Source organism: Neobacillus sp. NPDC093182 (assembly GCF_044754045.1).
The window spans coordinates 59,433-72,508 of sequence record NZ_JBIVOI010000013.1 but is presented as its reverse complement, the minus strand read 5'-3'; the positions used below and the strand labels follow the sequence as shown (position 1 = coordinate 72,508).

The following is a 13,076-nucleotide window of genomic DNA, read 5'->3' as shown; positions in this document are numbered from 1 at the left end:
TTACCACCTCGTGTCTTGAAATTCTTGTTCCTTCACTAATTCAGAAATATTGCCAGAAATCTCGACATTATCAGGAGTACATAAAAAGATACTGGATCCTATTTTTTGAATGTCTCCACCTAATGCATAAACGGCTCCACTCAAAAAGTCGACGATTTGTCTTCCTTCCTCATGGCCAATGCGCTGAAGATTCACGACAACTGCACGGCGGTTTTTTAAATGGTCGGTGATATCCTGGGCTTCTGCATATACTCTTGGTTCTACTAAAATTACTTTAGAAGCCTTTTGGACACTCTGCAAACTAACAACATTTTGAGGTTTCATAGACTGTTTTTGAGGCTTTATGGGTTCAACCTTTTCATCGTCATCCTGATTATTATCATCGTAGTCCTCATCTAAAAAGAAAAATGTTTTTAATTTCGATTTAATCGTCATTTTATTCCTCCTCACCAGCCACACCGACAAGTGCAGTTCCAATTCTGATCATCGTTGCTCCCTCTTCAATCGCGATTTCAAAATCATTTGACATCCCCATAGAAAGCTCAGTACAAGGGGCATAATCAAAATTACAATCTTTTATTTGGTCACGAAGCTCCTTTAGCTTTCGAAAACAGGTTCGAAGCTGTTCTTCATCGTCCGTCAGCGGGGCCATTGTCATTAAACCTTCAATGCTAATATTTTCATACGCGCGAAGGTCTTTTATAAAATCCACTACATCCTCAGGGGTTAAACCATGCTTTGATTCTTCCTGTGAAACATTAACTTGGACTAGGCATTTCATTTTTTTCACTGCACGTTTATTAATTTCCTCTGCTAATGAAATGCGATCTAAAGAGTGAATATATTCTACCTTATCGATTATATTTTTAACTTTGCGCGTCTGCAGGGTTCCGATAAAATGCCAATTGGGCTTGTCCCCTAAAACTTCCCACTTTTTTAAAAGCCCCTCATCACGGTTTTCTCCTAGATTTATTATACCAGCTTCCAAGGCTTCATTCGCTCTATCAATACTGACATATTTGGTAACGGCAATCAGTTTCACTTCATCAGGACTCCGATTTACCTTATGGCATGCATTGCTTATTCGCTGACTGATATGTATGAGATTTTCTGCAACCTTCATTCGGAGGTCTCCTTCCATCCAATATAACTTAACATCCTTCCCGTTTTACCTTGGTCACGGCGATGAGAAAAAAATTCTGATTGGTCACAACTAGAGCATAGTTTAGTCATTTGAATATTTTTTTCTGGGACACCGGCCTTAAGAAGAATTATTTTATTTAGTTCTCGCAAGTCTAATGTATATTGACCTTCTTTTATTGTATTATATGGTTTTTTTTCGACATCTTCTAGAGTATTTTCTACAAAGTTAATTACATAATCATTAACAATATAACATTTTTCACAAATAGATGGACCAATTACTGCAAAAATTTGATTGGGAGGTATTCCTTCTTCTCCCCATTTCTCTACCATCTTCCGCGCAATCTCATTTACTGTTCCCTTCCAGCCCGCATGTGCTGCACCAATCATCCTGTGGTTAGGGGAAATAAAAAAAAGAGGGACACAATCCGCATAACAAAGAGTTAATAAAATTCCCTCTTCATTCGTATAAAATCCATCGGTCCCTTTAATTGCACTGTCATAAGAATCTGAACCTTTACCAAGGTCAGCCTTGGTAATTTTTCTAATTACGGTATCATGGGTCTGCTCAGCACCTACCCAGGATTTCAACGGAAATTGAATAAGGTCAGCCAGCTGATTCCTGTTAGAACAAACAGCCTCAAGCTGATCCCCAACATGAAAACCCATATTGAAATCTTTATAAACCCCCGTACTGCTGCCACCTTTTTTTGTTGTTATTCCAGCTGCAAGCCCCGGATACTGTTCCATCCAATTATTAATTGAAAAATATGATTGATGATTATATGCAAAGGGTTCCATACTTAACCTCATTTGTTTTTATCTAGTTTACCATGAATACTTTAAATGGTCACCGTAGATCATGCATAGATCTATACTTCCATTTCTTCTGCAGGCCTCTCTTCGATCGCTTTGAATCGTACCAGTATTACATCTTGACCTATTTTAATAATGTTTTTCCACGGAATAACGATATCTTCTTCCCTTCCAAAAAAACCCAAAACTTTGCCGCTGCCGGTAACGATAACCGCTTCAATTTTCCCTGTGGTAAGATTAATTTCGATATCACCAATATTCCCCAACTTTTTGCCATCTGCTACATTCACCACATCTTTAATCTGAAATTCTGATATTTTCACCATAACTCTCACTCCCGCCATTTTATCCTATTGAAAATATATGATTTGTTTCCTCAATATATCTGTAAATAACAGAAAAAAAAGCCGCCCATATTGGACAGCTTAACTTTGAATATTTTTATTCATTTGTTTGATGGCAGCTTTTTCTAAACGCGAAACCTGTGCTTGTGAAATCCCAATTTCATCTGCGACTTCCATTTGCGTTTTACCCTGGAAGAATCGTTTTCTTAAAATTAACTTTTCCCGCTCATTTAAGCGGCGCATACCTTCTTTTAAAGCAATTTCTTCTATCCAATGAATATCTTTACTTCGTTCGTCGCTTAATTGGTCCACCACATAGATAGGGTCCCCGCCATCGTTATAGATTGGCTCAAACAAAGATACAGGGTCTTGGATAGCATCTAGTGCAAATACAATTTCTTCATGTGGGACTTCTAAAACTTTTGCAATCTCCTCAGCAGTTGGTTCCCGTGAAGTTTCACTCATTAATCGTTCCCTTACTTGTAATGCCTTATAAGCGATATCTCTTAAGGACCTTGAAACGCGAATAGGATTGTTATCGCGGAGGTACCTGCGTATTTCGCCAATAATCATTGGTACGGCATAAGTGGAAAACTTTACGTTTTGACTTAAATCAAAGTTATCAATCGATTTCATAAGCCCAATACAGCCAACCTGAAACAGATCATCAACAAACTCGCCCCGGTTGTTAAACCGCTGTATTACACTTAAAACGAGTCGTAAATTTCCGTTGACGAGTTTTTCTCGTGCTGTAATATCGCCCTCTTGCATTTGCTTGAAGAGTAATCTCATTTCTTCATTTTTTAATACAGGAAGTTTTGATGTATCTACGCCACAAATTTCAACTTTATTTCGAGTCAATCCCTTTTCCCTCCTCATAGGAGTTGCTGTACAAAAAACAGTATCTCCTTGAGCAGGAAAAATATGCACATGTGCATCTGATGGATTTACAGCGGGATGTCGAAAAATGCGATAGAAACTATATTTTTATTGGTCTTTCAGTTAGAAAAATTTTCTTTTTTTTACACCATTTTATTAAATTCTTTTCGTAATCGTTTTATGATTCTTTTTTCTAGTCTCGAGATATATGATTGTGAGATACCAAGCATATCTGCTACATCCTTCTGTGTTTTTTCTTCTCCATTGGTAAGTCCGAAGCGCAGCTCCATAATTTGCTTTTCCCTGTCCGACAATTGGTGTAACGCTTTAGTTAATAATTTTCTATCTACATTTGCTTCTAAATCCTTCGTAATAATATCATCATCTGTTCCTAAAACATCGGATAATAATAATTCATTACCGTCCCAATCGATGTTTAATGGTTCATCAAAGGAAACTTCAGATCTGATTTTATTGTTTCTCCGCAAGTACATAAGGATTTCATTTTCAATACATCTGGACGCATATGTAGCCAGCTTAATTTTCTTCTCAGGATTAAAGGTATTCACCGCTTTAATTAAACCAATTGTTCCTATACTAATTAAATCCTCGATATTAATTCCGGTATTTTCAAATTTCCTTGCGATATAGACAACAAGCCTCAGATTTCGTTCGATTAAAATCGATCTAGCTGCCTTATCACCACCTGGAAGCTTATTTAACAGCAGCTCTTCTTCATCCTTGCTTAAAGGAGGCGGTAAGGCTTCGCTGCCGCCAATATAATAAACTTCATCACTTTTAATTCCTAATTTGATCAGTATCTTATACCAGTAGTAGGATAAGCGAAGTCTCCATTTTTTCACGCAAGTTCCTCCTTCTAAAATATGTTTTTCTGAGTATAGTATTATTAACTTACTTTCACCGAATCACTCTGCTGCTTAGGTCCGGTGAGCATTTTTGGATGAACGATGCATTGAAAGGCATCATCAGCAGATAATTGCTGCATAGTAAACGATACGAGACCCTTTTCGCATAAGTAACTTTCTCCTTTTGTATGAATAATAATTGAGTCTGGCTTTACAGCAGCGATGAGCTGGTGCTCTTGTCCTACCACCCGGCAAGGGACAATCCTTATCTTATTTTGCCAATCATCCGGAACTTCTTGATTTCCTAGAATCAGAGATTCTGGATCAGCTGCCATTTTTATTATTGGTTCGGCCATGCCTTCTAGCATATTCTTAATGGAAACAAACATAACAGGAAGTTTTGATAATGGATCATAAAGCTGATTTCCACTGTCAACTAGACCCTTAAAAGTAAAAGTTTCGTTATTTATTTTTAAGGTGACAGTAACAATCTGATCAAATTGGATCTTGGTCATTTCCATGCTCTCGATATTCCGTCTGGAGAAATGCCAAGCAATAGGAAAACCTAGCAAAACAAAAAGCCAGCTAATTGGATCACCAAAACCAGTCACACTTGCAATCATTACTTTTGTTGACATCTCAGAATCAAATTGGACAAAATAATGGGCTCCAATTAATGCCCCTCCAATGAGAAATGTTGTTACATAAAGAGTCATTAAAGCCTTAATGAAAAAGGATAATCGTTTATACCCAAATACAACTAAAACCATGACCACCGAAAATAATAGCTTTGAAATCGGATGATTAGAATAGGTATGTAATGGTGTAAACGACAATACTATGATTAGTGAACCAATAAAACCGCCTGCTATTATCCTCCATATTCGAATTTGTCTTTTTAAAAAAATGGCTGATAGATACAGGAGAAGGCTATCAAATAACAGATTAAGGGCCCAAATAACATCTAAATATACAGACAACCAGCTTCCCCCTTTGAATGTCAAAAGCAATTACTAGCTTTATGGATTATACATAAGGGTGTATTACCAATCTTTTCTATTATTCTGTTTAGGAAAAAGTATAACCTACTTTACGGGCTAAAGTGTGTCACTTTCTGTAATGAAAAAACAGAAATTTTCACTATTAACAACGTATTTTGTCTAATTTCATTTTTCCAAAGGCTGTGTTAAATTTGGCCTGTTGATTTGTGCTCCAGGCGGTTCGGGAAGCCTCCTCGACGCTAAAGCGTCTGCGGGGTCTCCCCTGTCCCGTCCTCCTGCAGGAGTCTCGCGCCTTCCGCACAAATCAACAGGGACACTAAAACAATTTAACCCTTCACACAGCCAAACAAAAAAGGCATAGTCCTATTGGACCATGCCTTTTGTTTGTTTATCTTCTACGGTTTCTGTTGCGTAGGAATGTTGGTATATCTAGTGTTTCCTCTTGGGAAACGTTGTTGTTGCTGCTGCGGATTGTTTCTTGTGGTGCTTCTTCACGCTTTTGTTCCCGCTTTACTGCACTTAACTGTGGTTTTGCTTGTCCAAATGTTGGACGAGTAGCGGCCTTTGGCTGAATCACTTCTTCATTAAAGCCAGTAGCAATAACGGTAACAATAATTTCATCCTTGTGGTTCTCATTGATTACAGATCCAAAAATCATATTTACTTCTTGGTCTGATGCTGTTGCCACAATATCAGCAGCTTCTTGAACTTCATATAAACTCAAGTTACTGCCGCCTGTAATATTCATTAGAACTCCTTGTGCACCATCAATAGATGTTTCTAACAATGGAGAACTTATCGCTTTTTTAGCAGCTTCAGTTGCACGATTTTCACCGGTTGCCATACCGATCCCCATCAACGCGGAACCTTTGTTTGACATAATCGTCTTCACATCTGCAAAGTCCAAGTTAATAAGACCTGGAACTGCGATTAAGTCTGAAATACCTTGAACCCCTTGACGAAGCACATTATCTGCTTCACGGAAAGCTTCAAGCATTGGAGTACTTTTATCTACGATTTCAAGAAGGCGGTCATTCGGGATCACAATCAATGTATCCACTGCCTCTTTCATTGCACCAATACCACCTGCAGCTTGGTTTGAACGTTTTTTACCTTCAAATGTAAATGGACGAGTTACAACCCCAACTGTTAAGGCTCCTAAATCACGGGCAATTTGTGCAATAACAGGAGCAGCTCCTGTACCTGTTCCGCCGCCCATACCTGCAGTAACAAAGACCATATCCGCACCACGTAATGCGTCTTCTAATTGTTCTTTACTTTCTTCTGCCGCTTTCTTGCCTACTTCAGGATTAGCCCCTGCACCAAGACCTCTTGTTAATTTAGAGCCAATTTGCATTTTCACCTCTGCTTTTGATAGGTTTAATGCTTGTGCATCGGTATTAACCGCGATAAATTCTACTCCTTGAACACCATGTTCAATCATTCGATTTACTGCGTTGTTTCCACCGCCGCCAACCCCAATTACTTTTATTGTAGCAAGAGAATCTAAATTTGTATCAAACTCTAACATGACAAATCCTCCTAATTCGTCGATAATCCTTTTCGTATTTGTCTATTCGAAAAAGAGACCAAGGAATTTTTTTACTTTTGATGACATCTTATCTTCCGGATGTTTTTCTGGTTTTGCTTTTGGCTGTTGTTGTTGTTTTTGAACTTTCTTCTCGATTGGTTCAGTAACAGGTGCTGAAGCGACGAATGTTCCACCTGGTAATCTAGCATTCTTGTAAGCATATTTGATTAAACCAACCGCAGTTGTATACTGAGGCTCTCTTACTCCAATATAGTTGGGAACGGCTTTGCGAACTGGACTTTGGAAAATCGTTTGAGCTAGTTCTAATATGCCTTGCATATTTGCAGTACCACCTGTAAATACAAACCCTCCAGGTAAATCATTAATACCTAATCGTTTTAGTTCATGAGCAATCAATTCAAAAATTTCTTCCATTCGAGCTTCTATTATTTCAGAAACATATAATTGATTAAATTGTTGATGTTGATCGCTTCCGATGATTGGAACACTAAAGAACTCATCTTCAGAGGCATCATCGTAAAAAGCATGTCCATATTTTACTTTAATTTTTTCGGCATCCTCGGTTGAAGTGTGTAATACCTTAGAAAGGTCATTTGTAATGAGGTCTCCGCCTACTGGTATTACACTTGTTGCTGCCAAGAATCCTTCTTCAAAATATGCAATCGTTGTTGAACCGCCACCTAGGTCGATTAAAGCAACACCGAGGTTTTTCTCGTCCTTTGAAAGTGCATACTCTCCAGCTGCCAGCGGCTGCAGGATGATATCAGTAATTTCTAATCCGGCACGTTCGACACATCGCAATGTATTGGTAATGATAGCGTTGGACCCTGTAATGAGAGTTCCTTCAACTTCCAAACGGACACCGATCATCCCACAAGGGTTATTAATTTCATCCTTACCATCAAGGATAAATTGTTTACGGATAACCCCAATAATTTCTCTATCCTGAGAGATAGATACAACTTGTGCCTCGTCTATAACACGTCTCACATCTTCATTCGTGATTTCACGATTTTGACTGGAAACTCCTACAATTCCACGACATGGTTCAAGAGCAACTTGATTGCCAGAAATCCCAACAATCACTTGTCTTATTTCCATTCCTATCATTCTTTCAGCTTCTTCAATTGCACGTTTAATAGAATGAACGGTATCATTGATGTCAATGATAGATCCCTTACGCAGTCCCTCAGACTTTACGTTTCCAACACCAATTATATTTATCGAGTCGTTGACAATTTCACCAATGATTACTTTTACACTGGATGTACCGATGTCAAGACTTACATATATTTCATTGCTGTTCATTCTTTGGCACCTCCTTAGCATTCCTTCAGTCGAACAACAACTATTTTTCATAAGATATAATATAAAAGTACAACCTATATCTTATAAAATTATTCGTCACAACTAAATAATTCCCTTTAAAAAAATCAATTTTTTTCTAATTTTTCTTTGTTTGTTGACCATTTTGTCAATAATATTCGCCTAATTACTGCAATATTTTGAAATAAGCGGACACCAAAGGCAAAAACAGCTGCTAAATACAAGTCTACACCAAGATGAACGCCTAGAAAAGCTAAACTTGCTGCAAGTAAAATATTGAAAAAGAATCCAGAAACGAATACTTTTTCATCATAAATATTTTGCAGGTGCGCCCGTATACCGCCGAATAATGTATCTAGAGCTGCCAAAACCGCAATCGATAAATAATTTGAATACTCTTCAGGAATCGTAATATCTGTTAATAGTCCAAGAAGGATTCCGACGATTAATCCTAATAACGGAAGCCACATTATGTATTCCCTCCTTCATTCGCCTTCATTGACTCTAAATATCGAATCCGGATCGGATTATCATATGCAGGAATGGTAATTCCAGGATTTGGCTCCGAAATAGTCAATTTAAGGTTTTCGATGAAGAATTCCTCCACAGCCTTCGATACTTTCATTTGATTGTATAACTTTTCAGCGGTTTCAATATTATCAACGCCTACTTTAATTTCAATCGGTAAGCTTGACAAAGCGTGACCATCAATTTTTGTTTCATTGTTAATATCCCTGATGACTGTTGTATTAATGATCCGCTGACCATCAACAGATACATATTTAGCATCATACATATTCAATTCATTTAATAATCTTTTTAAAAGTTCAGGTGACACAGCCTTTGATATCTCTGTCCCAATTTGAATTTCCTCAATGATTGGTTCAATGGTCAATAGTAATCCAGGGGCAGTTACTTTAGTCATTCCTGCCTCATTCTTCAATTCTTGAATAGTATCACGCAGTGCCTGTTCCTTACTCTGCTTTTGCTTCGATTCATAGGCAAGTAATTTTTCTTCAATTGATCGAATTTCAGTTAATAACTCAGATTGCAATTCTTTCTCTTGGAGTATTGCCTCACGGAGCTGCCATAAATCACGAGTATCACGTTCTACTGGTTTTTTTATGGTTTGAAATTGGATGGCAATCATAAAACCGATAACTACAGATATAGCAATAAAACTAAAATTTTTTTTAAGCTTGTCCACTTTTTTCACCTTACCTTTTATTTTAATCTTCACGTGGACATATTCGAATACCTTATGACTGTCCTAAAATTGGATTTAGGATGATTTCGCTCTTTTCTTCTAAAGTAAAAACAATATTATCGTTAACGAGTTGATCTTTCACACCACCGGTAAGGTTTAAGGCAGAAGTTAATACCTCAGGGTCACCAATTGCAGTAATCACAAATGGCGCTGGATGTTGAATGCCATCAACCGTAATAACGGGTCCGTTACAAATAATATAGGAATGGCTTGTTAATCTCTGACCATTAATCGCAATCGCTGCTGCACCAGAGATGTAAAGCTCATTAATAACTTTAAATACATGGTGTTCATGTACTAAATAGTTATTAATATTTTCTTCTTGCGGATCGTACGCACCATCTGAAAGCTGGACGCTTACTCCTTGCCCCTTAACTTTAACCTTGCCTAAGAACATCCGGTATTTTTCTGCTTCTTCAGCAAGAGTTGAGTATACTTCCGCTTCTTTTGAAAGGTCTTTTTCGTTCTCTAGAACCTTATCTTGTTTTTGGTTTAATTCCTTTTGTAATTTACGATTTAGTTCCTCTAATTCAATTAGTTGATTTCTAAGGTCAATCGTTTTTTCCCATTGTTCACTTGTTAAATTTGTTTCCTGTTTATTTAATTCTTTTTGGGTAAAATGATAGGAAAATGCAATCATAAACCCAAGAACAAGGCATACTAGGGATAAAACAACATGCTTACCCTTCACCTTTATCATTTTCAATTTCCGATTCCTCCGATTCGTCCGCTTCCAATTCATATGCCTTAAAATAGGAACCTACCTCTAAATCGATAATACCCTTAATGCTCGGATCTAATTGGCTTATGATCGAAGGATAATGTATCATTTTTTCAGAAAAGCTTCGTAGTGTCGCACTTACTTCAAAACCATCATTCATAAATAATGAAATATGATACTGGTCTGTTTTTTTCGGAGTATAGTGTATTTCTGAGATAGCATTCAGAACCTCTACCGGCAGTTCATCAAGTGCAGTGACCATTTCTTTAAGGATTGCACCCTCTTTAAATTTAAAAAGGATTGGTGCATTAATAGGTAATTCAGTAACTTCCCTATCCTTAAGGATCTTTCCGTTTTCCATTACTGGGAAATAGGAGCCATCGGACTCTAAATAGGCAATTTTATTACGTTCTTCTATCTCTATCATGACAGTATTGGGCCACTTTATAGTCACCTTTGCTTGTTTAATAACATTCATTTTTTGGAGAGTTAATGATATAGTATCTTTCTTTACACTCCAAATGTTAGTATTTTTAGATATCTCAGTTATTTTAATGATTTCATCTGTTGACAGCAATTCATTTCCTTTAATCGTTATCTTTTTTACATGACTTAATGGTGACTGTGCATATGCGACAACGGCAATCATAGTAAAGAACAAGAATAGAAGAATGATAAGCCTTCTGTTAGCTTTACGCCGTCTTTGCTCTTTAAGCTTTGGAATTCGATCCTCAAGAGCGACAATCTTACCTTTATCCATACACTTCCCTCCATTAAGAATAACGCTTAGCATGTCCAAAAAGAAAACCTATTAAATACTACCCGCTTTTCCTGCCTAAAAAGCGAAAACAACGGCACGAAAAGTCATGCCGTCATTCATTTTCTCAGTTTTTTTCCATATTTATATAATGAGTAATTATATCACAAAATTTGTAATTGGTACGACTATTTCTTTTTACACACGCCCAATAATCTCTACCTCAGTTTCCATTTTAATTCCATATAAATTTAGGATTGTATCTTTTATATATTGAATTAAATCTAGAACATCCTTAGCGGTTGCATTACCAGCATTCACAATAAAGTTCCCGTGCATTTCTGATATTTTTGCACCGCCCATTTGGTACCCTTTTAATCCCGCGTCTTCTATAAGTTTTCCTGCATAATTTGGCAGTGGGTTACGGAAAATACTCCCCGCACATGGGAAATTCCATGGCTGCGTTTCTTTACGGTAATCTTTGTTTTTTTGCATTTGTGAAACAATCGTAGTCCTATCACCTTTTGTTAGTTGGAATTCTGCTTCTAAAACAATACCTGGCCGCTTCTTTTGAAGGACTGAGGTCCTGTAAGTGAACTCCATCTCCTCGTTCGTTATCCATTCCATGGATCCGTCTTCAAACAATATATGTGCCTTGGTTAAAATCTTACTAATATCTGAACCATGTGCTCCTGCATTCATATATACTGCTCCGCCGACAGACCCAGGGATGCCGCTGGCAAATTCAAGTCCTGATAATCCCTTTTTTGATATCAAGGTAGATAAGCTTACTAAAGAATGACCGCCGCCTACTGTTATCACAGAATCATTTATGGTTAGATGGTCTAAACCTGAGCCTAATTTAATTACTACACCCTCAATCCCTTTATCAGAGACCAATAAATTCGAACCTCTGCCAATTGCCCTCCATGGAATTTGCCGCTCCTTTAAAAAGGTCATTACTTTTTGGATATTTTCCAAAGAAGAAGGCTCAATAAAAATGTCAGCAGGACCTCCAATCTTCATGGTCGTATGCTGGGATAACCGTTCATTTCTCTTCACTTTGCCAATATTTAAATCTTGAATTTCTGTAAATAATCCGTCCATTCCTATCACCCTATCTTTCAAAACAAACGTATAGTTTTAGTTTATGCTAAAAATGAGTTTGGGCTACTTTTGTTTTTCTTGTACTAGCTGTTTCATAAGTTTATAAAGTCTCTCAGCAGAGTCAGGTACCCCTAATTTTTTTGCTTTCATTTTCATTGATTTTAAATATTCATGATCTAACAAAATTTTGTCTATTTGTTGAACGAGACTTTTGTTATTTAAGTCTTTTTCGAGGAGCAATTCTGCTGCACCGTGATCACTGAGTGATCGAGCATTTTTTTCTTGATGGTTATTTGTCACATATGGACTTGGGACAAGAATACTTGGAATTCCTAATGAAGTGATCTCAGCAAGCGTTGTTGCGCCGGCTCTTGAGACAACTAAGTCAATACCAGATAAAACCTCTGGCATGTTATGAATAAAGGGCTTTATGACCACATTTTTCGGATTCCCCACAAGCTCAACTTCGTTTTGCACATCTTTAAAATGCACATCACCTGTAACATATAGTACCTGATACGGCTTTTCACCAAATTCAGATAGCGCCTTAACAACCGCATCATTTATCGGTCTTGCACCACGGCTGCCTCCAAAAATGAGTACTGCCGGCAAAGTTGTACTCAATCCCGCCGATAATCTTCCTCTGATCCCATCTTTACCATTAACTTCTGACGCTCGAGGATTCCCCGTAAATACCACTTTATCCTTCGGAAAGTATTCTTTTGCCTCTTCGAAACAAATGGCAACTTTATTTACGTATCTGCTTAAAAATTTGTTTGTTAGCCCTGGTACACTATTCTGCTCATGGACGATTGTTGGGATTTTTAATTTTGCGGCTGCATACACGACGGGACCACAAACATAACCACCCGTACCAATAACAATATCAGGTTTAAATTCTTTTAACATTTTTTTACTGTCCCTGGCACCTTTTAAAAATCTTAAAACGGTTTTGATATTATCCAAGGATAATTTTCTTTTGAACCCAGTAATATGGATCGATTTAAAAGGTATCTTCTCCCGAAGAACAATTGTACTTTCCAAACCGTTCTTTGTCCCTATGTATAAAAACTCAGCACTTTTGTTTTCTTTTTGTATTTCCCTTATGAGAGCAAGAGCTGGATAAATATGTCCTCCAGTCCCTCCGCCGCTTACTACTATTTTCATATGTCCACCCCAAATAAAAAAATGCTTTAAGCTAATTTCTTATCCTATCTTACTATAAAATTAACAGAAGTTAAGGATTGAAAAAAGAATGTTATCTAATTGTAAACTAAGACAGAAATAAATAAAAAGA

At 37.3% G+C, this 13,076-nt stretch carries 15 protein-coding genes; all 15 read right to left on the bottom strand.

Annotation, left to right across the window (positions count from 1 at the left end; genetic code table 11):
* The 15 genes from ACIQAA_RS22085 to murG all read right to left on the bottom strand — a co-directional run bounded on the left by ACIQAA_RS22085 (position 1) and on the right by murG (position 12,946).
* A complete protein-coding gene (locus ACIQAA_RS22085; protein WP_402623740.1) occupies positions 1-435 on the bottom strand; it encodes a cell division protein SepF in 435 nt (144 codons plus the stop codon).
* 1 nt (position 436) lies between these two features.
* The gene (locus ACIQAA_RS22080) at positions 437-1,123 is read right to left on the bottom strand and encodes a YggS family pyridoxal phosphate-dependent enzyme (protein WP_402623739.1); all 687 of its coding nucleotides are present in this window, start codon (positions 1,121-1,123) and stop codon (positions 437-439) included.
* Positions 1,120-1,944, bottom strand: a complete 825-nt coding sequence (gene pgeF, locus ACIQAA_RS22075) for a peptidoglycan editing factor PgeF (RefSeq protein WP_402623737.1) — start codon at positions 1,942-1,944, stop codon at positions 1,120-1,122. The genes ACIQAA_RS22080 and pgeF overlap by 4 nt, the downstream gene beginning before the upstream one ends.
* Positions 1,945-2,015: 71 nt before the next feature.
* Positions 2,016-2,285: a YlmC/YmxH family sporulation protein gene (locus ACIQAA_RS22070; RefSeq protein ID WP_307196460.1), complete on the bottom strand. Its 270-nt coding sequence runs from the start codon at positions 2,283-2,285 to the stop codon at positions 2,016-2,018.
* Between the two features lie 99 nt (positions 2,286-2,384).
* Positions 2,385-3,164 carry an RNA polymerase sporulation sigma factor SigG gene (gene sigG / locus ACIQAA_RS22065; protein ID WP_179597306.1) on the bottom strand — a complete coding sequence of 260 codons (780 nt, stop codon included), beginning with the start codon at positions 3,162-3,164 and terminating at the stop codon, positions 2,385-2,387.
* 161 nt (positions 3,165-3,325) lie between these two features.
* The gene (sigE, locus tag ACIQAA_RS22060; protein ID WP_063251599.1) at positions 3,326-4,045 is read right to left on the bottom strand and encodes an RNA polymerase sporulation sigma factor SigE; all 720 of its coding nucleotides are present in this window, start codon (positions 4,043-4,045) and stop codon (positions 3,326-3,328) included.
* A gap of 44 nt (positions 4,046-4,089) precedes the next feature.
* Entirely contained in the window at positions 4,090-5,028 is a 939-nt protein-coding gene (spoIIGA, locus tag ACIQAA_RS22055; RefSeq protein WP_402623733.1) for a sigma-E processing peptidase SpoIIGA, read from the bottom strand.
* Positions 5,029-5,437: 409 nt separating this feature from the next.
* Positions 5,438-6,580 carry a cell division protein FtsZ gene (gene ftsZ, locus ACIQAA_RS22050; protein ID WP_402623731.1) on the bottom strand — a complete coding sequence of 381 codons (1,143 nt, stop codon included), beginning with the start codon at positions 6,578-6,580 and terminating at the stop codon, positions 5,438-5,440.
* Between the two features lie 42 nt (positions 6,581-6,622).
* Positions 6,623-7,909 carry a cell division protein FtsA gene (gene ftsA, locus ACIQAA_RS22045; RefSeq protein ID WP_307303396.1) on the bottom strand — a complete coding sequence of 429 codons (1,287 nt, stop codon included), beginning with the start codon at positions 7,907-7,909 and terminating at the stop codon, positions 6,623-6,625.
* Positions 7,910-8,034: 125 nt separating this feature from the next.
* Complete coding sequence (locus ACIQAA_RS22040) at positions 8,035-8,397, bottom strand: small basic family protein (protein WP_402623729.1); 363 nt, start codon at positions 8,395-8,397, stop codon at positions 8,035-8,037.
* The gene (locus ACIQAA_RS22035) at positions 8,397-9,134 is read right to left on the bottom strand and encodes a DUF881 domain-containing protein (RefSeq protein ID WP_402623726.1); all 738 of its coding nucleotides are present in this window, start codon (positions 9,132-9,134) and stop codon (positions 8,397-8,399) included. The genes ACIQAA_RS22040 and ACIQAA_RS22035 overlap by 1 nt, the downstream gene beginning before the upstream one ends.
* Before the next feature lie 52 nt (positions 9,135-9,186).
* Positions 9,187-9,894 (bottom strand): DUF881 domain-containing protein, encoded by a 708-nt coding sequence (locus ACIQAA_RS22030; protein ID WP_402624023.1) that lies wholly within the window; start codon positions 9,892-9,894, stop codon positions 9,187-9,189.
* Positions 9,875-10,675 carry a cell division protein FtsQ/DivIB gene (locus ACIQAA_RS22025; RefSeq protein WP_402623723.1) on the bottom strand — a complete coding sequence of 267 codons (801 nt, stop codon included), beginning with the start codon at positions 10,673-10,675 and terminating at the stop codon, positions 9,875-9,877. The genes ACIQAA_RS22030 and ACIQAA_RS22025 overlap by 20 nt, the downstream gene beginning before the upstream one ends.
* 195 nt (positions 10,676-10,870) lie before the next feature.
* Positions 10,871-11,779: a UDP-N-acetylmuramate dehydrogenase gene (gene murB, locus ACIQAA_RS22020; protein ID WP_402623721.1), complete on the bottom strand. Its 909-nt coding sequence runs from the start codon at positions 11,777-11,779 to the stop codon at positions 10,871-10,873.
* Positions 11,780-11,842: 63 nt separating this feature from the next.
* Positions 11,843-12,946: an undecaprenyldiphospho-muramoylpentapeptide beta-N-acetylglucosaminyltransferase gene (murG, locus tag ACIQAA_RS22015; RefSeq protein ID WP_402623719.1), complete on the bottom strand. Its 1,104-nt coding sequence runs from the start codon at positions 12,944-12,946 to the stop codon at positions 11,843-11,845.
* Positions 12,947-13,076 lie beyond the last annotated feature (130 nt).